At 57.7% G+C, this 19,225-nt stretch carries 16 protein-coding genes and 1 pseudogene; 6 read left to right on the forward strand and 11 right to left on the reverse strand.

Going from position 1 to position 19,225, the window contains the following annotated elements; all coding sequences use genetic code 11:
- Positions 1 to 6: 6 nt before the first annotated feature.
- The 6 genes from smc to QP904_RS01880 form a co-directional block, all read right to left on the reverse strand.
- Complete coding sequence (gene smc / locus QP904_RS01855; protein WP_259825602.1) at positions 7 to 3,516, reverse strand: chromosome segregation protein SMC; 3,510 nt, start codon at positions 3,514 to 3,516, stop codon at positions 7 to 9.
- A 78-nt stretch (positions 3,517 to 3,594) separates the two neighbouring features.
- Positions 3,595 to 3,873 carry an acylphosphatase gene (locus QP904_RS01860; RefSeq protein WP_023021271.1) on the reverse strand — a complete coding sequence of 93 codons (279 nt, stop codon included), beginning with the start codon at positions 3,871 to 3,873 and terminating at the stop codon, positions 3,595 to 3,597.
- Between the two features lie 22 nt (positions 3,874 to 3,895).
- Entirely contained in the window at positions 3,896 to 5,395 is a 1,500-nt protein-coding gene (locus QP904_RS01865) for an alanine/glycine:cation symporter family protein (RefSeq protein ID WP_259825603.1), read from the reverse strand.
- 53 nt (positions 5,396 to 5,448) lie between these two features.
- Positions 5,449 to 6,264, reverse strand: coding sequence for a bifunctional DNA-formamidopyrimidine glycosylase/DNA-(apurinic or apyrimidinic site) lyase (gene mutM / locus QP904_RS01870; RefSeq protein ID WP_259825604.1), 816 nt, complete (start codon positions 6,262 to 6,264; stop codon positions 5,449 to 5,451).
- Between the two features lie 2 nt (positions 6,265 to 6,266).
- Positions 6,267 to 7,037 (reverse strand): ribonuclease III, encoded by a 771-nt coding sequence (rnc, locus tag QP904_RS01875; protein ID WP_023021268.1) that lies wholly within the window; start codon positions 7,035 to 7,037, stop codon positions 6,267 to 6,269.
- A complete protein-coding gene (locus QP904_RS01880) occupies positions 7,034 to 7,579 on the reverse strand; it encodes a YceD family protein (protein ID WP_259825605.1) in 546 nt (181 codons plus the stop codon). Before QP904_RS01880 ends, rnc begins: the two co-directional genes overlap by 4 nt.
- Positions 7,580 to 7,729: 150 nt before the next feature.
- Here QP904_RS01880 and QP904_RS01885 point away from each other — a divergent pair, with 150 nt between their 5' ends.
- The gene (locus tag QP904_RS01885) at positions 7,730 to 8,377 is read left to right on the forward strand and encodes a hypothetical protein (RefSeq protein ID WP_086587444.1); all 648 of its coding nucleotides are present in this window, start codon (positions 7,730 to 7,732) and stop codon (positions 8,375 to 8,377) included.
- A gap of 184 nt (positions 8,378 to 8,561) precedes the next feature.
- Here the strand turns inward: QP904_RS01885 and QP904_RS01890 are convergent, their stop codons facing one another.
- Positions 8,562 to 9,320 carry a DivIVA domain-containing protein gene (locus tag QP904_RS01890; protein ID WP_023021265.1) on the reverse strand — a complete coding sequence of 253 codons (759 nt, stop codon included), beginning with the start codon at positions 9,318 to 9,320 and terminating at the stop codon, positions 8,562 to 8,564.
- A 201-nt stretch (positions 9,321 to 9,521) separates the two neighbouring features.
- Positions 9,522 to 10,868, reverse strand: coding sequence for an NADP-specific glutamate dehydrogenase (gene gdhA / locus QP904_RS01895; RefSeq protein WP_259825606.1), 1,347 nt, complete (start codon positions 10,866 to 10,868; stop codon positions 9,522 to 9,524).
- A gap of 198 nt (positions 10,869 to 11,066) precedes the next feature.
- On the opposite strand from gdhA, the gene QP904_RS01900 reads away from it, so the two are divergent.
- Positions 11,067 to 12,149 carry a glycerate kinase gene (locus QP904_RS01900; protein ID WP_259825607.1) on the forward strand — a complete coding sequence of 361 codons (1,083 nt, stop codon included), beginning with the start codon at positions 11,067 to 11,069 and terminating at the stop codon, positions 12,147 to 12,149.
- On the opposite strand, the gene QP904_RS01905 is transcribed toward QP904_RS01900, so the two are convergent.
- On the reverse strand, positions 12,146 to 12,544 hold the full coding sequence (locus QP904_RS01905; RefSeq protein ID WP_259825608.1) for a hypothetical protein: 399 nt from the start codon (positions 12,542 to 12,544) through the stop codon (positions 12,146 to 12,148). The genes QP904_RS01900 and QP904_RS01905 overlap by 4 nt on opposite strands.
- A gap of 36 nt (positions 12,545 to 12,580) precedes the next feature.
- On the opposite strand from QP904_RS01905, the gene QP904_RS01910 reads away from it, so the two are divergent.
- Positions 12,581 to 13,786: an amidohydrolase gene (locus QP904_RS01910; protein WP_259825609.1), complete on the forward strand. Its 1,206-nt coding sequence runs from the start codon at positions 12,581 to 12,583 to the stop codon at positions 13,784 to 13,786.
- 100 nt (positions 13,787 to 13,886) lie between these two features.
- Positions 13,887 to 16,277, forward strand: coding sequence for a glycogen/starch/alpha-glucan phosphorylase (locus tag QP904_RS01915; protein WP_284835429.1), 2,391 nt, complete (start codon positions 13,887 to 13,889; stop codon positions 16,275 to 16,277).
- A gap of 70 nt (positions 16,278 to 16,347) precedes the next feature.
- Here QP904_RS01915 and QP904_RS01920 read toward each other — a convergent pair whose 3' ends face one another.
- Both QP904_RS01920 and QP904_RS01925 read right to left on the reverse strand, forming a co-directional pair.
- On the reverse strand, positions 16,348 to 17,139 hold the full coding sequence (locus tag QP904_RS01920) for an alkaline phosphatase (protein WP_284835430.1): 792 nt from the start codon (positions 17,137 to 17,139) through the stop codon (positions 16,348 to 16,350).
- A gap of 36 nt (positions 17,140 to 17,175) precedes the next feature.
- Positions 17,176 to 17,376, reverse strand: coding sequence for a hypothetical protein (locus tag QP904_RS01925; protein ID WP_239454568.1), 201 nt, complete (start codon positions 17,374 to 17,376; stop codon positions 17,176 to 17,178).
- Positions 17,377 to 17,508: 132 nt separating this feature from the next.
- Between QP904_RS01925 and QP904_RS01930 the strand changes: the two genes are divergently transcribed.
- A complete protein-coding gene (locus QP904_RS01930; protein WP_284835431.1) occupies positions 17,509 to 18,852 on the forward strand; it encodes an IS256 family transposase in 1,344 nt (447 codons plus the stop codon).
- A gap of 36 nt (positions 18,853 to 18,888) precedes the next feature.
- Positions 18,889 to 19,144, forward strand: a pseudogene (locus QP904_RS01935) (IS1634 family transposase); the annotation flags it as partial.
- Positions 19,145 to 19,225 lie beyond the last annotated feature (81 nt).

The raw sequence follows: 19,225 nt of genomic DNA on the forward strand, positions 1-19,225 counted from the left end.
CCCTGGCTAGTCGCCCCGTGGAGCATCAACGCCCAGGCGGGTAGCGTCCTCGCTGGCTTGCTCTGTTCCAGGGGCACTACCTGCGGGATTCATGCGCTGCGAAATAACACGGGTGATACCGTCGCCGCGCATGGTCACGCCATACAGCACGTTAGCTACATCCATCGTCGGCTTTTGGTGCGTAATGACGATAAGCTGCGAATCCTTGCGCAACTCTTCAAAAAGGGCAATGAGGCGGCGCAGGTTGACATCATCAAGCGCTGCCTCAACCTCATCCATGACGTAGAACGGGCTGGGGCGGGCGCGGAAGATTGCTACCAGCATTGCCAGCGCGGTGAGCGACTTCTCACCACCAGAAAGCAAGGACAGGCGCTTGACCTTCTTGCCCGGTGGGCGCGCTTCCACCTCGATGCCGGTGGTAAGCATGTCCTCCGGCTCCGTGAGGATGAGGCGGCCCTCGCCACCAGGGAAAAGGGTCTGGAAGACCTTGGGGAATTCCGCTTCCACGTCATGCCAGGCATCGGTGAAAAGCTGTAAAATCTGCGCATCCACGTCCTCAATAACCCCGGCAAGATCCTTGCGGGCTTGGATGACATCTTCCAGCTGGGTGGACAGGAAGGAATAACGCTCCTCCAAAGCCTTATATTCTTCCAACGCAAGTGGATTAACCTTGCCCAAAGAATTCAAGTCCTTTTCTGCTTGCTTCAGGCGCGCATTTTCCGCCCCGCGATCGAAATCCTCGCCTGGGGTGTAGTCCTGCAAAAGGTCCGAAATCGCAATGCCGAGCTGCTCCACAATCTTGGCTTCTGCTTCATCGACGCGCACCTGTGCCTGCGAGCGAGCAATTTCTGAGTCATGAGCGCGGTTGGTCAACCGGTCCAGCTGCTGTCGCGCGGCCGAGACTTGCTGTTTTACCTGTTGCAACTGCGCGTTCAAGGAGGTGCGCTGCGCAAAGTAGTCATCGCGCTCAGCGGTGGCGCGCTCTAGCAATTGCGTGGCGCGCGCGGCCAAATCACGCGAATGCCTTGCCACTGCACCGGCCAATTCCCCTTGGGCTTTGCGCCGGGCCATGGCCTGCTCATGGCGAGCCTTGGCTTGGCGCTCATGCTGCGCTTGGCGACGCAATGCCTCGCCCTTCCCCGCTACCTGACCCACTTGGTCTTGAGCAGAGCGGGCTGCAACCTGCGCCTCCATCTCCATCGACTTAACCTGCTCTAATGCGGCCGAAGCCTCGTCACGTTCCGCCGAAGAAGGCTCATCTGGCTGCTCGTCCGCATCGACGCGGGCGAGCCTATCGCGGGCGTCGGCAAGCTGCTTGCGGGCTTCTGCGATCTTTAACTCAATCTCGGTCGCCCGCGCAGCGGCCTTTTCGTGTTCCGATTTATTGGCCTCGTATTGCTTAAGCAGGCGCTGATGATCACGCTTCCACGCGTCAACCTCGGTATCGTGTTCGCGCAAAGCAGCCTTCGCCGAAGCGGCGGTCACGCGGGCATCTTCTGCTGCAATCTTTGCACCTTCAAGCGTGCCGGATAGCTCTTCTAGCTCCTGCGTCGCAGATTCCAGCTGTTCCTCTGCCTCTGCGATGCGAGCGGTGACCTCTACGGTAGACGAGGCACCGGTGCCTACTTCTACCCAACCTTCGCCCAGCACCACGCCCGATTCGGTAACGGCGCGCAGGCGAGGATCCTCTGCCACCAATTTTTTCGCCGCCGCGAAATCGGGAACGAGCACGACATCCGCAAGGAGGCGGTGCAGCGCGGCGGATACCTCCGGAACCACAGCAATGTGGTCGAGCAACCACGAGGTTCCGGTGGGCAAAGTTGCATCCACGCGCCAGGAAGTGGCGGGGGCGGCCACGGAGACATCGATAAGCGCGGAACGCGTACCTTTTTCCAGGTCCGCAATGAGCTGAACGGAAATCTCGCCGGCCTGAGCCTCAGCGAAGGCGCCCAATGCGGCAGCAACCGCTGTCTCATATGAGGTGCTGATGAATGTGGCCAGCGGCTGGAACTGCTCACCTACATCGATTTTTTCTGGTGCGGTCTGGGCCAAGGTATCGATGCGGGAGCGCAACGTGTACACGGCGCGCTCGCGTTCGCGCTGCTCATCGCGCAGCTGTTCCAAGCGCTTATCAGCCGCACCCGATTCACTGGCCGCGCGCACATGTGCCTCCTCGAGCGGCTCGCGCTCGCCAGCCAAAGATTGCAGTTTATCCGCCACCTCATCCGCCTCTGCCTGGGCAGATTGAGTGCGCTGACTGGTAGAAGCAAGGGTTTCTTCTTGCCGCGCTAGCTCCTCTTCCGCCGAAGTAACCTGGCCTGCCGCCTTTTCCTCCGCCGCGATAAGGCGGACTACGCCCTCGCGCCTATCAGCAATGGCGCGCAGCTGGGCCATGTGTTCGCGCTCGGCCGCCTCGAAGGCTTCGCGGCGCTCTGCTACCTCTTCGCGGATCGCTTCCAGGCGTTCTGCAGCTTCTTCCGCCGCGGCGAGAAGCTCCGCATGCTCCTCATCTGCACGGGTGGCCCGTGCCTCTAGGTCCTCCGGATCTTGGCCAGAATAAGCCACCTGCGCACCAGCATTGGCCGCTCGCTCTTCCGCGATGCGCTGCGTGGCGGAAATGCGCTCAGAAAGCGTAGACAGATCGAACCATAGTTTTTGGGCGGCATCTGCCTTGGGGCTTATTTCTTCTAGTTGGGCTTCTACCTCTAGCTGGGAGCCTGTCGCTTCTTCCAGCTGCGCCGTAACTTCTTCAACCTGCTCGGCGAGAACTTCGGCTGTGCGCTCGGCCTCCTGAAACTTGCTGCGCAGCCGCACTACCCTATCGCCGGCTAAGCGCAGGCGGGCATCGCGCAGATCAGCTTGCACCGTGGCCGCACGCTGCGCGGCCTCGGCCTGGCGGGCCAAAGGCTTAAGCTGCTTTCCTAGCTCATCCGTAAGGTCCTGCAGGCGATCCAAATTGGCCTGCATGCCAGTGAGCTTTCGCTGCGCCTTTTCCTTGCGGCGGCGGTGTTTGAGCACACCCGCTGCCTCTTCGATATAAGAGCGCCGATCTTCGGGCCGCGATTCGAGGATTTCAGAAAGCTTGCCTTGGCCGACGATAATATGCATCTCGCGGCCAATACCCGAATCAGAGAGCAGCTCCTGGATATCCATGAGGCGCGCTTTGGCACCATTGATTTCGTATTCGCTGGCACCGTCACGGAACATTCGGCGGGTGACCGAAACTTCCGAATACTCGATCGGCAGCGCGCCGTCCGCATTATCGATGGTGAGGGTTACCTCGGCGCGCCCCAAAGCCTTGCGGTCGCCAGCGCCAGCAAAGATGACGTCTTGCATCTTTCCGCCACGCAGCGTCTTGGCGCTTCCCTCGCCCATGACCCAAGCTAGCGCATCGACCACATTGGACTTGCCGGAACCATTTGGTCCGACAACAGCGCAAATGCCCGGCTCAAATTTCAGAGACGTCGCCGACGCAAATGATTTAAAGCCTTTGAGCGTCAGCGATTTCAGGTGCATTTGGGTTAGTTTAGCAAGCTTAGAGCACGCCTGCCCAGCCGAGCCTCAAGGCTCGAAACTGCGGGCATGTGCTATGCATTAGCGTTCAATGAAGCCAGACTCTCCCTTGGGGGCAGCCCACTGCTCGACTACTAGGTCCACTGTTCCTGGCCGGCGAGTCATACTGGGCTGTTCTTTGAGGAGTCCTAGCAATTCTTCACATTTCTCCCGCGGTCCCTCGGCTACAACCTGAACCCGACCGTCGGCCAAATTAGTAGCATGCCCCTTCAAGCCGAGCTCGAGGGCACGGGAGCGCGTCCACCATCGAAAGCCCACGCCTTGGACGTGCCCGTGGACAAAAGCGGTCATTCTTTCCATGGTCAAGCGGCCTCCCTAGCTCCTAGTAGTGATCTTGTTGACCCTTATCGCGCAGGACGCGGCGGTCCTCTTCGCTGCGACGAGTGACGGGGTCGGAGCCGTCCCAGCACTCCACGCCTTTAAGCTCCGGCAGCATATCGCGGTGGAATACCGGGTCTATGCCATGGCTGCGCTGCTCGTTGTAGTTCTTGAGCAGTTTGATGGCCACCCCGGATAGCGGCACGATGGCGAGGATATTGAGGATAACCATGGTTGCCGCGCCGGTATCGGCCAAGGCAAAGACCAGCGGCAAGGAGCCCACCGCACCGAACCAGACAAAGAAAAGTACGACGAGGCGGAAAATCACCAGCGCAGGCTTGCTCTGGGTGAGGTACTCCAGGTTAGACTCCGCCAAGTAGTAATTGCCCAGGATGGAAGAGAAGGCCAGGAAGAAGAGGATAAAGCTGACGAAGTGGATTCCCCACTCGCCCACCTCAGAAGATAGGGCTGCCTGGGTCAAGGACACGCCTTCTGCTTCTGCACCATAGGCAATCTCTGGTCCCAGCAAGATAATGAAAGCGGTGATGGTACATACCACCAAGGTGTCAAAGTACACGCCGAGGGTCTGCACCAAGCCTTGCTTGACTGGGTGAGATACGGCCGCAGTTGCCGCCGCGTTAGGGGCAGAGCCTTCGCCGGCCTCATTTGAAAACAGACCGCGCTGAATACCCTTCATCATGGCCGCGCCAAGACCAGCTCCCGCAATTTCCTTGATTCCTAGGGCGTGACCGACGATATCGCCAATCATTCCCGGTACCTTGTCAAAATTGGTAATGACGACAAAACCACCGATGAGCAGGTAAGCCACCGCCATAAATGGCACGATGACCTGGGTGATATTGGCAATGCGGTTCACACCGCCAAAGATGATAAGACCCGCAACCACGGCGATAACAATGCCGATAATGGAGCGGAACATCGTGTCATCGCGGTCAAAGGAAAAGGACACCGCATCCGCAATGGCGTTGGTCTGGAAGGCGTTATATACCAAGCCAAAGGTAAAGGCGATGGCGATGGAGAAAAGCACGCCGAGCGGTCCCCACCCCAAACCGCGCTTCATATAATACGCCGGACCACCGCGGTACCCATTGCCATCGCGGACCTTCCACAGCTGGGCCAAGGTCGACTCGATGAATGCAGTAGCGCCACCTAGGATGGCAATCAGCCACATCCAGAAGACGGCACCTGGGCCGCCAACGGAAATGGCCACGGCCACACCGGCAACGTTACCGGTGCCGACCCGGGAGGCAGCTGAAATGGTGAAGGCCTTAAACGCAGAGATTCCGCCATAGTCTTCGTCCTCATCGCGGCCCTCCCCCTTGGGGCGCTCGACGACGGCGCGGAGCATCTCCGGCACCATGCGCACTTGCACCAAAGCAGTACGGATGCCGAAGAATAGGCCCGCAGCAATCAGCAGCCACGGCAAAATCCACGACCACACGCCGTCATTAAATGTCGTTACGACATTTTCAAGAAAATCCATGCAGAATAATTTACTGCCTTAAGGTTCACAACGTGAACCCCATGCGCCATAAATTATTGACAATGGGGGCAAAAATGGGTGGACCGCCCTGAAATTACGCAGCGCTCCAAGGGCGTTCCACACCGCAGACAGGGCTGGCCAGCACGCCCATACGCGGCCAAGGAACGCGAAAAATACCCCGATTCGCCGTTCACATTAACGTACAGGGAATCAAAACTCGTGCCACCCACTTTTAGGGCCGCTGTCATGACCTCCTGAGCTGCCGCTAGCAGTGCAACAGCATCTTTTTGCCGCAAGGTCGAAGCTTTCTTGCGGGGTGAGATTTGGGCGGCCCACAGGGATTCATCAGCGTAAATATTGCCGATTCCAGAGGTCAGCGTTTGATCCAAAAGCGCGGTCTTCACTGCGGTCCTCTTCGCACGCAGCCGCCGTGCTGTAGCCGCACTATCGAAATCTGGTTCCAGCGGGTCAATGCCAATGTGCGCAATCTTGTCCCACGGCGCATACAACCAGTACCCAAAGGTTCGCTGGTCAACAAAGCACACCTCTACCCCACCGCTCAGCTGGGCGGTAATGCGAAGGTGCGGAGATTCGGTGGCACCTATTCGGATCTGGCCTGACATACCTAGGTGGATAAAGAGGACGTCACGGTGGGGGTCCATGGTATCTTCACCCACAAATTCCAGCCACATAAACTTCCCGCGCCTGGCCACCGCAGAGATCTCTTTGCCCTCAAGAATACCGGAAAGCGGCTCATCTTGGCCACGATTGGAACGCGGGTGTAACACCTCTACAGACTCAAAAGTCCGTCCCACCACGTGTGGTGCAAGGCCACGGCGGACGGACTCGACTTCCGGCAATTCCGGCATGCTCAGCCCTCTTTATGTGCAGTGCCTTGCACCAAAAGCGGAGTTTCGCGCAGGGTCTGGCAGGCTTCCTGAGCTGCCTGCTGCTCGGCCAACTTTTTATTGTGGCCCACACCATTTCCTACGGTCAGACCAGCCACAGTGGCTACGGCATTAAAGGTCTGGTCATGCTCTGGTCCGGTGGAAGTAGCCGAATAAACCGGCATCGGCGCCTTTAGCTCCGCGCACAGCTCCTGCAAAGTGGTCTTCCAATCCAAGTGGCGCCCGCTCACAGTCGCATTTTCGATCTTTTCCGCAAATAAGCGCAAGATGACGTCACGCGCCGTTTCAAAACCATGCTCGCGGTAAATGGCGCCAAAGATTGCCTCAGTGGTATCAGCAAGAATGGAATCTTTATCGCGGCCACCGGTGGACTGCTCGCCCTTACCCAACAAAATGTGCGGTCCTAGGTTTATTTCTCGGGCGATATCAGACAGGCCGTAGCGCGAGACGATCGATGCGCGCATCTTGGAAATATCCGATTCCGGACGGGACGGGTAGGTGATGTAGAGCTGAGAGGCTACCGAAAGGCCCAGCACCGCATCGCCCAAGAACTCCAAGCGCTCGTTGTTTGGCAAGTGCCCATTTTCATTAGCAAATGAACGGTGGGTCAACGCTAGGCACAGGTGCTCTGGTTGCAATTCCACACCGAGCGATTCCAACAACGGGGAATGGTCTACTGCAGCGAACTCGGCAGCCAGTGCCTCTTCCCCAGTTAGCTTCTTCTTGCGGCTCATAGGAACTTCTCCAAACCAGCCCAGCGGGGATCGACCTTTTCTTCGTCCTCTTCGCCAGAGATACCCGTGGTTACGCCCTCAGGCGTGTCAATCTCGCAGCCATCTTCGCATACTGGGGCAAAGGGAAGATTAAGGCCTGCCTCATCGATCACGGCCTGCAAGAGATCCAGCTCATCATCTTCAATCTCTGGAATCTCATCTCCGGATCCTTCGTCACCGTCTGTAGGGGTATCTCCCGAGACAAAGGATTCGTCGGCTGCAAAGACCTGTGTGACGTGCAAGTCCAACTGTGGGTGCAATTCCTTCAAGCAGCGAGCGCATTCCCCGGTCAGCTGTCCGGATACGTTGGCATCCACTAAGACACCTGCGCCAAGAGGGGTCAAGGTAGCGTCTACGGTGAGCTCTTCGCCCTGCGGGATGGCGATCATCTCCACGCCGATCCTCTCAGGTGAGGGGCCGGTTTGGGTGCGTTGTTCCGGCAATGCGTCAGCGCCTTGGGCGTTCAACAATTCGCCCACATCGAACTTCAATGGTGATGTCATAACACTAGGTAGTCTACCTTGCCCCGCAAACTCCGCCTAGCGGCCCGCGCGAGGAAAGTTTCTGTCAAGAGTCTGGCGTTTAATGTAAAAGGACATATGCCTTTGCGGATTAGCCTTTTCCCGAGCGAAGGCCGTCCTTAGTCTGGAAGCATGACCTACCACTTGGCGCTAGCCTCCACGGATCTACGCAGCATAGCGCTCGGTTTCGCCGTGTTTAGCTGTCTTCCCGCTGCGGTGTTAGCTACTGCCGGTATGCTCGTTCACGCCACTCCACGGCCGGACCGCTCAGGAATGTACGGCGCGCGTGGCATTCGCCTTTTTACCGCACTCATCTGTAGCGTCGTTGCCGGTTTGGTAGCCGGTGCCATTTTGGTATTGCCCACCGGCATGGACCTTTCGGTTCTTACCGGCGCGCTCATCTTTTCCCTAAGTGCAGGTGCTATTACTTGGTTCTCCCGCGCGACCATTCCTACCGCGCTCATTTCTGTGGGCACAATGGTGCTAGCTACCGGTGCACTCCTTAGCGTGTGTGCCGTGTGCTTTCCACAAAATTTCAGTGATAATCCCTTGACATCACTGTCTTCCTATTTCTTCACTGCACTCGTTGCATTCCTTTTCCCAGGCTTGGTAACCGCGATTATCGCAGCATGCATGGCCGTCCAATCCGCCGCGCCTGCACACCTTCTCCCGCGGCAGGAAGACATCTCCGTTCCCCTACACACCCACATAACGCCTACTCCCCATGAAAGAGGAAAGGCCATTGCCGCTAAGCAACCTCGCACTCGTGCCACCACCTGATTTACTCAGACCAGCGGCAATGAATAAAGGCCCTATTTGGTGAGTAGACGGTGTACGACGAACCGCCTGCTCACCAAATAGGGCCTTTGGCCGTGCCTAGTGTATAGGTCTTTCCTAGCCCCTTACTCTACGGCCCGGTGTGCACCGAACCATAGAGCTTAAGGCCGATAAAGAAACTAAAGTTTTAGCGCTCGTTATAGCGGCGCTCATAGGTCTCGCCTTCCGCGTAACGTGTGTTGCTAGCTGCGCCGCCGGCGCGTCCCGGAGCCGAATAGTCGCCGCCACGGGAGCGCACTCCGGCGCCGCCGCGCAGGGCAGAGCGGTCGGAGTTTACTGTACGCAGCAGACCATTAAGGGTGGTTTCAAATTCGCTCAGCTTGCCATCCACAAATTCATCGCATTCACTGCGCAGACGGTTAGATTCGGTGTGGGCGGATTCCACAATGCGATGTGCTTCTTCATCGGCGCGGCGAACAACTTCTGATTCCGAAACCAGACGCTCTTGCTCTGCGCGGCCTTCAGCGACGGAACGCTCATATTCATCATTCGCCTGAGCGATAGTACGGTCTGCTTCCGCGCGGGCCTGCTCCACCATGGACTGAGCGCGAGCTTCAGCATCAGCCACCAGCTTGGCGGCATGCTGTTCTGCATGGGACACCGTGGCATCTGCCTCCTCGCGGGCGTGGCCCACAATGTCATCTGCTTGAGCATTAGCATCATTGATGGTTTGGTCCGCGCGCTCCTCAGCGCCGTGCAGGATTTCATCCTGCTTATCCAAGACATCCTGCGCGTCATCAATCTCAACGGGCAGCGCGTTACGGAGGTCGTCGAGAAGCGCGAGCATTTCATGGCGCGGAACTACGCAATTAGAGGTCATGGGGAAGCCATGGGCCCCCTCCAAGTGCTGAACTAATTCATCTAGAGACTCAAAGACACGGTACATACCGCGAATTTTACATACCCTCACCCGCCATGCGTGGAGGCCACGCACCGAGTGTGTACTGCAGATTTTACTTCCACAACCGGTCTTGCCAGTCCGCGCCCACACATACAGAATTTATGGCACGCATATACAAATACAAGCGCCCCCATTTACCGCCACGCTCTGTGGGGCAAAAAGGGGAGCTTGAATAGAGGCCGATTTTTAGATGACGCCCTGTGCCAACATGGCGTCCGCTACCTTCTTGAAGCCGGCGATATTTGCGCCGGCTACGTAATCGCCTTCGCGGTCGTATTCCTTCGCCGTATTGTCGATGTTTTTAAAGATATTGGACATGATCGCGTGGAGGCGGTCATCGGTGTAGTCAAAGGACCAAGAATCACGGGACGCATTTTGCTGCATTTCCAGCGCGGAGGTAGCAACACCACCAGCATTAGCGGCCTTGCCCGGCGCGAAGTTGATCTTGGATTCTTGGAATATGTGGACGGCCTCCGGGGTGGACGGCATATTGGCACCTTCGGCCACGTAGCGCACGCCGCCTTCCACAAGCTTTTTGGCGGAGTCGCCGTCCAGCTCATTTTGGGTAGCACACGGCAGTGCCACGTCTGCCTGTACTTCCCAGATATTTCCACCCTGGTGGAATTCCACGCCGTTTCCAGCTTCTTCGGCATAGGTGGAAATTCGTTCACGTCGGGTTTCTTTGACGTCCTTGAGCAGTTCAATGTCCACGCCATTCGGGGTGGTGATATAGCCGGAGGAATCAGACATGGCCACTACGGTGGCGCCGAGCTCTTGGGCCTTGGCGGCAGCGTAGATGGCCACGTTGCCAGAACCGGAAACGATGACCTTGGCGCCGTCGAAAGACTCACCGTGCGTCTTCATCATTTCATTGGTGAAATAGACCGCGCCAAAGCCCGTGGCCTCGGTACGAACCAGGGAACCGCCCCAGGTCAGGCCTTTGCCAGTAAGGACACCGGATTCATGCTGGGTAGTCAGGCGGCGGTACTGACCAAAGAGGAAGCCGATCTCGCGGCCGCCGACGCCAATATCACCGGCCGGAACATCGCGATATTCCCCGATGTGGCGGTGCAATTCCGTCATAAAAGACTGGCAGAAGCGCATGATTTCCACCTCGGACCTGCCCTTGGGATCAAAGTCAGAACCGCCCTTGCCGCCGCCGATGGGCAGGCCGGTCAGGGAGTTTTTGAAGATTTGCTCAAACCCGAGGAACTTAATGATGCCCAGGTTGACCGAAGGGTGAAAACGCAGTCCACCCTTGTAGGGGCCGAGCGCGGAATTGAACTGGACGCGGAAACCGCGGTTGACCTGGATATCGCCATTGTCATCGATCCACGGCACGCGGAAGATGAGCTGGCGCTCAGGCTCGCAGAGGCGCTCCACCAAGCCGTAATCCGCGTACTGCGGGTCCTTTTCTAGGACAATCTTCAACGAGTCCAGGACCTCAGAAACCGCTTGGTGGAATTCTGGTTCTCCCGCATTGCGCTTGAGCAATTTGTCGTAGTACTCAGAAATTTGGCTATCTACTGACATGGCGTGCATTCCATTCTGTGGACGTATAAGAACAGATACCAGTTTCCTATCAAACTACCGATAAAGCAAGCAGTTTCTAGACCTTGCGTAGATCCGCACCGTCTTTACCAGTGACAATAAAGCTAAATGTTTTCTGTAGAACGTTCGGATCTCAAGCGGCGCAGCGCCCCATGACAGGCGGGCTTTATAATCACGGGCATGCATATTGTCGTCGCGCCAGACTCGTTTAAAGGCACCGCCTCCGCGCCCGAGGCCGCAGCAGCCATTGCCATGGGGGTGCGCCAGGCTCTTCCCGAGGCCACAGTTACCACCCTGCCCATGGCCGATGGTGGCGAGGGAACCGCCGCCGTCCTCGCACAAGCGGCCGCAGCCGGCGGACAATCCGTCGAAACCATCACCCTGCCTACCACCGACGCCATAGGCCGCTTGACTCAGGCAAGCTATGTCCTGGCCGGAACCACTGCGTTTATCGACGTCGCCTCTGCCACCGGCCTGCCCGCAGTGCAGGACAGCCTTGATCCGCTGCACGCCGATTCTTATGGCACCGGCGTACTGATTGCGGATGCAGAAACGCGCGGCGCCACTTCGATCGTTCTCGGATTGGGAGGAACTGCCAGCATCGACGCCGGTATAGGCATCCTTACCGCGCTCGGCGCTGCCGCGCACGACGCCCGCGGCTACGCCCTACCCAAGGGCGGCGCTCCCCTAGTTCAGCTCGATCACATTGACACCGCGCAGCTCAATATCAAGGCGGGCATGCTTGATTTCACATTGCTGGCAGATACCCGCGCTACTCCAGTACAGGCGGCAACCATGTACGGCCCCCAAAAAGGAGCGCAAGGCGAGCAGGTAGCGCTGCTGGCCGGCGCCATGTTGCAAGCATGCGAAGTCACCGGCGCCGATGCGGACTCCGAATATTTTGGTGCCGCGGGTGGCCTTCCCATCGGCCTGCACTGGCTTTCTCGCACGCTCTGGGGCTCAGATGAGCATATTCGCGTCTTATCCGGCAGCGCACATGTCGCCACTGCGCTCGGACTTCCAGAAAAAATATCCTCCGCCGATCTCGTCATTACCGGCGAGGGCAGGTTTGACGAACAATCTTTGACTGGAAAGGCCGTCGGAACCATTGCGGCTCTCGCCCGGGACGCAGGCACGCCCATAGGCATCATCGCCGGTTCTTTCGAGCATGGCACGGACGCCTACTGCGCATCGCTTAGCCAAGAAGGCCCCTTGGCGCAACAGCTGGCGGCGGCCGCCAGAGACATCCTCAAGCAGCTCTAAGGCCGGATAGACAGCGACCACGGGAAGATAGCTGGCTGCTCATGCGCCAGCTCATCTTCCAGCAAGACGTGGTCTTTCGGCAGCACGGCATGCGGGGTAAGAAGGCGCGAGAGCACCATGCCTAGTTGGTTAACCGAGCCGCTAACCCCTGTTACCGCAATGTCGTAGCGGTACACGCTCGCGTCCTCAAGGTCGCGGTCCTCATGCTCATCGCGATAATTTTGCCGCAGCTGTTCTTCCAACCCCTCTGGAAACTGCGGCGCATCGGGGCGAGTAACCTCAGCGGAGGCTAATGAACCGCTTTCTACCAACTTGTTGGTGGCAGTGGTAAAGATATCCGCGACGCGCTCTGCTTGTGCGTTGGGAACCAAAACATCAAATTGAATAACCGGCATAGCGCTAACCCTACCCAATTCCTAAGGTGTGAAACCATGTCTGATTCTGCCCGCATCGCCCAGATCGTCACTTCCCAGCAGGCCGATCTGGAGTGGCAGCAGGACTTTTACGAGGACCTGCACCGCCACCCCGAGCTTTCCCACGAGGAAGAGCGAACCGCCGGTCGCATCCGCGCCAAGCTCGCCGATTTTGACTGCGAGGTAGTAGAGAACATCGGGGGTTATGGGATGGTCGCCATCTTCCGCAATGGCGATGGACCCACCGCTTTGCTGCGCGCGGATTTCGATGGCCTGCCGGTAGAGGAGGCCACCGGTGTTTCCTATTCCGCTACCAATGGAAAGATGCACGCCTGCGGACACGACATGCACACCACAGCGTTGCTAGGTGCCTGCGCGCTTCTCGACGCCTCCCGAAACACCTGGTCCGGCACCTTCCTCGCCCTTTTCCAACCGGCCGAAGAATCCTCCATGGGAGCCAAATTCATGCTGGCCGATAACCTCATTGAACGCGTGCCGCGCCCCGATATTTGCCTTGGCCAGCACATCATGCCCGGCCGCGCCGGCACGGTTCGCCACACCGCCGGCCCGATCATGGCCGGATGCGACTCCCTGCGTATCCGCGTCTTTGGCAAATCCGCCCACGCCTCCATGCCCCATAACTCCATCGACCCGACCTACATCGCGGCTATGATCGTCACCCGCCTCCAAGCCATTGTGGGCCGCGAGGTCGCCCCGCACGAGTTCTTTGTCATCTCCGTAGGCGAGCTTCACTCCGGCGATAAAAACAACATCATCCCCGACTCCGCCGAGCTGGTACTCAATACTCGCTACTATGATCCCGCGTTGGCAGAAAAGTTCTACCACTCCCTCGAACGCATGGTTAAGGCCGAGTGTGTCGCCTCCGGAAGCGAGCAGGACCCTACTTTTGAGTACTACGCCCACGGCGAGGTCACCGATAATGACGCCACTGCCCATGCCCCAGTAGGCGAGGTTTTCGACGCCGCCTTTGGCTCCGATTCAGTCATCGCGGCCCCCTCCACCGCTTCCGAAGACTTTTGCTACCTGCCGCAGGCGTGGGGGGTACCTTATGTCTTTTGGCACATCGGCTGCACCTCGGAAGATGAGTTGCAGGATCCTCCGGTCAACCACCAAGCAACCTTCCTGCCTGACTATGCCCCCACTGTTTATGCCTCCACCCGGGCGGCATATGGTGCGGCATTGACCTACTTGGCCACGCCCTAGGTGCCCGAGACGCGTATTCTCATTCCCCCGCCTGCGGCGCAGGGCCAATGCTATTAAGCTGGCAGGCGTTTCGTGACTCCCCACAAACTTAAGGTTGAAAATGAGCCAGCCACGGCATTCTGCTTTCGAATCCACTGTTCCCTCCCATGTCCGCGCGGCCTCTGGCGTGAGCCCGCACAGCGCTTCCAACCGTAAGTTCTGGTCGGGCCTCTCCGGTGCCGTCATGGAGCAGATTGCCGATAATTGGGAGCGCACCCGTGCTGCCTACGCGGAAACGCGCCAACAGCACTACTTCTCTGCGGAATTCCTGCAGGGACGCGCGCTGCTCAATAACCTCACCAACTTGGGTCTTGTTGACGATGCCAAGGCTGCGGCCAAGGCAACCGATCACGAGCTGAGCGATGTCCTCGAAGCCGAGCATGATGCCGCGCTCGGCAACGGCGGCCTCGGACGCCTTGCCGCCTGCTTCCTCGATTCCGCTGTCACTCAGGACTACCCCGTAACCGGCTATGGCCTTCTCTACCGCTACGGCCTTTTCCGACAGTCCTTTGAGAATGGCTTCCAGAAAGAACAACCAGATGCGTGGATGGAAAACGGCTATGACTTTGTCATCCGCCGAGCCTCTGAACAGCGCCGCGTCCACTTCGATGACATGGACGTGCGCGCAATTCCCTATGACATGCCTATCACCGGCTACGGGACCGATAACGTAGGCACCCTGCGCCTATGGAAGTCCGAGCCCATCGATGACTTCGATTACGATGCCTTTAACTCCCAGCGCTTTACCGAGGCCATCGTCGAGCGCGAGCGTGTTATGGATATCTGCCGCGTGCTCTACCCCAATGACACCACGTACGAGGGCAAGGTATTGCGCGTGCGCCAGCAGTACTTCTTTGTCTCTGCCTCCCTGCAGACCATGGTGGATAACTACATTGACCAGCACGGCGAAGACCTCACCGGGTTTGCGAAGTATAACTCCATCCAGCTCAATGACACCCACCCTGTACTTGCCATCCCGGAGCTGCTGCGCATCCTGCTCGATGAGCATGGTCTGAGCTGGGATGCAGCCTGGAAGATCGTCACCGAAACCTTCGCCTATACCAACCACACCGTGCTGGCGGAGGCGCTGGAGAGCTGGGAGGTGTCCATCTTCCAGAAGCTGTTTTGGCGCATTTGGCAGTTGGTGGAGGAAATCGACCGCCGCTTCCGCGAAGATATGGCCCACCGCGGTCTGGATCAGGGCCGCATCGACTACATGGCACCGGTATCCAACGGCCACGTGCATATGGCCTGGATCGCCTGCTATGCCGCCTACTCCATCAATGGTGTCGCCGCCCTGCACACGGAAATCATCAAGGCCGATACGTTGGCCGAATGGCACGAACTCTGGCCGGAGAAATTCAATAACAAGACCAATGGCGTTACCCCTCGCCGCTGGCTCAAGATGTGTAATCCCCGCTTGGCGGAACTGCTTACCCAGCAGGCAGGTTCCGATGCGTGGGTTACTGATCTCACCCAGCTTGCCCAGCTCGCCGAGAAGGCAGGCGATACAGTTCTGCTGCGCGAACTCATCGCCATCAAGCAGGCCAACAAGCGCGACTTTGCTAACTGGGTAAAAGACCACCAGGGCGCCGACGTTGATCCCGATTCCATCTTTGATGTACAGATTAAGCGCCTGCACGAGTACAAGCGCCAGCTGATGAATGCCCTCTACGTCCTCGACCTCTACTTCCGCATCAAAGACCAGGGCGAGACGGTGCCGAAGCGCACCTTCATCTTTGGTGCAAAGGCCGCACCGGGTTACGAGCGTGCCAAGGCGATTATCAAGCTCATCAACACCATTGCGGACCTAGTCAATAACGACCCAGATACCAAGGACATCATCCGCGTCGTTTTTGTGGAGAACTACAACGTCTCCCCTGCCGAGCACATCATCCCCGCCGCTGATATCTCAGAGCAGATCTCTGTAGCCGGCAAAGAAGCCTCCGGTACGTCCAATATGAAGTTCATGATGAATGGCGCGCTGACCTTGGGGACCATGGATGGTGCCAACGTAGAAATCGTAGAGGCAGTCGGTGAGGACAACGCCTATATCTTTGGCGCCCGCAACGAGGAGCTTCCTACGCTGCGCGCCGAGTACAACCCGGGCGAGCTTTACCAGAGCGTGCCAGGCTTAGCCCGCGTGCTTGATGCGCTTGTCGACGGCACCTTGGGCGCCGAAAATGCCGGTATCTTCGGCGACCTGCGCTCCTCGCTTCTCGATGGTTACGGGGAGCATGCCCAGGACCAGTACTACGTCCTCGGTGACTTCGCCGACTACCGCGCTACTCGAGACCGCATGGCTGCGGACTATGAGGAAGACAACCTTGCTTGGGCTAAGAAGGCGTGGCTCAATATCTGCTATTCCGGCCGCTTCTCCTCTGACCGGACCATCGCGGACTACGCAAACGAGGTGTGGAAGATCCAGCCCACCCCGATTTCCTCACGCTAAGAAAAGGTCCTGTCCTTCGCTTTCGTGGCGGAGGGCAGGACCTTTGGCAAGGCGCTGTGCTCAATTCTGTTTAGCGCAGGCCCACGCGCTTTAGCTGCTCATAAATGGGTTGCAAGTCAATAGTGAGCACACCCATTTGCGTAGCCAGGAAGCCGAGTCCACCGACGACGGCCCCCAGGATTCCTAGGCCGGTAGCGAGGCCTGCGGCAAAGCCCTTGCTACTACCGTCCTTGCCTTCGCCATCCGAGGGATTAGCAGTATCTCCCGGCTGTTCTGGGTCACCAGCGGAATCGGTGCCATCGTTCCACCACTCGTCAAAGACCAAATTTGCCACCAAAGTGTTGTCGATGTATTCACCGCGCACCGAATCGGTACCGGAGGTACGGGCCATAATGTCCTCCGAGCCGGCCCCTTTGAAGAAGAACGGCACTAGCTGGTTGGTGTGCTGCCCGGAGTACCAACCGTGGCGGGCAACCTTGCCCTTTTCACCTTCCATAGCATTGAAGCGGTTGTCCGCTTCAGGGTTGTCTTCTGTAGGCACCTCATTCGCACCGGAGAGATAGCCAGTCTCGTGGTCCGCGGTGACAACGAGCAGAGTATCTTCCCACGAGGAGTTCTCCTCCACCCACTTAATGGCGGCGTCAACCGACTTATTGAAATCCTGGGTCTCCTCGATATCGCGCACTGGGTTATTTCCGTGGCCGGCCCAGTCGATGGCACCGCCCTCAATCATGATGGAAAAGCCATCCTCGTCCTGTCCCAGCGCATTGAGGGCGCCAGTCGTCATGGTGGGGAGATCGACGACGTCGTTAAGCTCGTCCGAGTATGGAGCCTTTGCCTCGCTCGAGCGGGAGTTCTGCAACGTGGAACCTACCTGCGCGATACCCCAATACTTCTGCTACGGCTTGACGTCACCTTGCGCCATCTTCTTGAAGTCATCGTTGGACTCGAAGTAATTCCAGTCGGTCTCGCCTCCGGAAAGCTTGGCGTAGTCGTCCTCGTACATGAAGATATAGTCGGGAGTATCGACCTTCTGGTGGTCATTATCGTAGAACGGGTGGCCAGCGGCCATGACCAAGTCGAGGGCGCTGCCGAGCATCTCACGGCTAATGTCCTGCAGCTTATCGCGGTCCTTGTTGTGCGCGGCCCACGCCGCCGGAGTGGCTTCGGAATAGAGAGTGTCTGATGGTTTGTGTGTGGGTACCTAACCTGCATGAGGAGATGGACCAGAATGACTACTGTGGCGAGACGAGATCCGGCTGATAAGGCCAAGATTGATGCGATTGAAAAGAAGCTTCTTGCTAACCCTGAAATCGCGAAGCTGATTGATGACCTAGGCACGTCTACAACGGATGCCAACGACCTGGTTCGCGGCATGTTGCAAGCCTCGATTACCAGGGGACTCAACGCTGAAATGGATGCCCACCTGGGCTACGAGTCTGGCGACAGGAGCGCTAAAGCTGCAGCTAGAACAGACAATCACCGCAACGGGTCGTATCCAAAGACCGTGGATTCTAACTACGGGCCAGTTACCGTTGATGTGCCGAGGGATAGGGCTGGCACATTCTTGCTGACTATGGTCCCTAAAGGCTCGAGGAGATTGACCGATGTCGATGACATGACCGTTAGCTTGTACGCCGGTGGGATGACAATTAGGGACATCCAGCACCATATGGCAACGGCGATGCGTGTTGATATTTCCCATAAGACGATTTCCGCAGTCACCGATGCCGTCCTCGATGAGGTCATGGTCTGGCAAAACCGCCAGCTAGACGAGTTCTACCCGGTCATTTTCCTGGACGCGCTGCGCATTAAAATCCGCGATGGCGGCCTAGTGGTCAATAAGTCCGCGTACATGGCAATCGGCGTGGACCTCGACGGGATCAAGCACATTTTGGAATCGTGGATTGCCAAAGAAGAAAGCGCTTCATCCTGGGCGCAAGTATGCGCCAATCTTTCTAACCGTGGGGTTAAAGACGTCTTTATCGTTTGCTGTAACGGGTTCAAAGGCTTGCCGGAAGAAGTAAAGGCAACCTGGCCGAACTCTATGGTGCAAACCTGTATCGTGCACCTGATACGTGCCGCTAACCGATGGGTAGCCTACAGGGATCGCCGGGGCGTATCGGCCGCGTTGAAAAAGATTTACACCGCCACGGACGAGTCCACAGCTAAGGCTGCCTTAGACGAATTTGAAGCCTCTGAATTGGCAGAAAAGTATCCACGCTCAGTCAAAGTCTGGCGAGATGCATGGGCGCGTTTCGTACCGTTTCTCCAGTTCCCACCAGCAGCCAGCAAGGTCATTTACACGAAGAATTCGATTGAATCATTCAACAATGAACTGCGGAAAGCTACCCGCAACAGGGTGCAGTTCACTAACAATGAATCAGCGCTCAAGACGCTATGGTTGATGATCTGCAATATCGAAGACAGACGAGCTGCCAAGAGAGCGAAGCAGGGCAAACGAGTCTCAGCGACAACCGGCAGACTCATGGAAGGGACCCGAGTTTCCGGCTGGAAACAAACCATTAACCAAATGGCCGTGGCCTACCCCGACAGCTTCGACAAATACCTATAAACCCAGCTCCACACACAAACAACTTGACACCCTCCGAACAAGCAAGCATTGATAGATGCAGGTCTGCACTACATTTTGTCGGTGAAACCCCACCGTGCCTGAGGTGATTGAAACCTGGCGGCGGGAAATCCCTGGTGAAGCCTACGCCCACGGCCAGATCTGGACACAAGCCTCGGCAAGCGATGCGCGCAAACACACAACCCCGAATACGGTGACCCACTTCCAGTACTCCTATGATCGGGCCAGACGCGGCCTGCGCGGAATCAAAGAGCAAGTCGCAAAAGCCAAACGCGCTGGGCGGAATCAAGCGGTGGATGCGCCACGCTTGAATAGTTCGTTAAGTATTTCACGTGGGGTTGCGCCGCCGAGGATT

This window comes from Corynebacterium nasorum, assembly GCF_030229765.1.
Lineage (GTDB): Bacteria > Actinomycetota > Actinomycetes > Mycobacteriales > Mycobacteriaceae > Corynebacterium > Corynebacterium kefirresidentii.

What these genes read in the sequence shown, in the direction of transcription:
- smc (WP_259825602.1), bottom strand. Translation starts at nt 3,516, where the DNA reads ATGCACCTGAAATCGCTGACGCTCAAAGGCTTTAAATCATTTGCGTCG.
- QP904_RS01860 (WP_023021271.1), bottom strand. Translation starts at nt 3,873, where the DNA reads ATGGAAAGAATGACCGCTTTTGTCCACGGGCACGTCCAAGGCGTGGGC.
- QP904_RS01865 (WP_259825603.1), bottom strand. Translation starts at nt 5,395, where the DNA reads ATGGATTTTCTTGAAAATGTCGTAACGACATTTAATGACGGCGTGTGG.
- mutM (WP_259825604.1), bottom strand. Translation starts at nt 6,264, where the DNA reads ATGCCGGAATTGCCGGAAGTCGAGTCCGTCCGCCGTGGCCTTGCACCA.
- rnc (WP_023021268.1), bottom strand. Translation starts at nt 7,037, where the DNA reads ATGAGCCGCAAGAAGAAGCTAACTGGGGAAGAGGCACTGGCTGCCGAG.
- QP904_RS01880 (WP_259825605.1), bottom strand. Translation starts at nt 7,579, where the DNA reads ATGACATCACCATTGAAGTTCGATGTGGGCGAATTGTTGAACGCCCAA.
- QP904_RS01885 (WP_086587444.1), top strand. Translation starts at nt 7,730, where the DNA reads ATGACCTACCACTTGGCGCTAGCCTCCACGGATCTACGCAGCATAGCG.
- QP904_RS01890 (WP_023021265.1), bottom strand. Translation starts at nt 9,320, where the DNA reads ATGTACCGTGTCTTTGAGTCTCTAGATGAATTAGTTCAGCACTTGGAG.
- gdhA (WP_259825606.1), bottom strand. Translation starts at nt 10,868, where the DNA reads ATGTCAGTAGATAGCCAAATTTCTGAGTACTACGACAAATTGCTCAAG.
- QP904_RS01900 (WP_259825607.1), top strand. Translation starts at nt 11,067, where the DNA reads ATGCATATTGTCGTCGCGCCAGACTCGTTTAAAGGCACCGCCTCCGCG.
- QP904_RS01905 (WP_259825608.1), bottom strand. Translation starts at nt 12,544, where the DNA reads ATGCCGGTTATTCAATTTGATGTTTTGGTTCCCAACGCACAAGCAGAG.
- QP904_RS01910 (WP_259825609.1), top strand. Translation starts at nt 12,581, where the DNA reads ATGTCTGATTCTGCCCGCATCGCCCAGATCGTCACTTCCCAGCAGGCC.
- QP904_RS01915 (WP_284835429.1), top strand. Translation starts at nt 13,887, where the DNA reads ATGAGCCAGCCACGGCATTCTGCTTTCGAATCCACTGTTCCCTCCCAT.
- QP904_RS01925 (WP_239454568.1), bottom strand. Translation starts at nt 17,376, where the DNA reads ATGCTCGGCAGCGCCCTCGACTTGGTCATGGCCGCTGGCCACCCGTTC.
- QP904_RS01930 (WP_284835431.1), top strand. Translation starts at nt 17,509, where the DNA reads ATGACTACTGTGGCGAGACGAGATCCGGCTGATAAGGCCAAGATTGAT.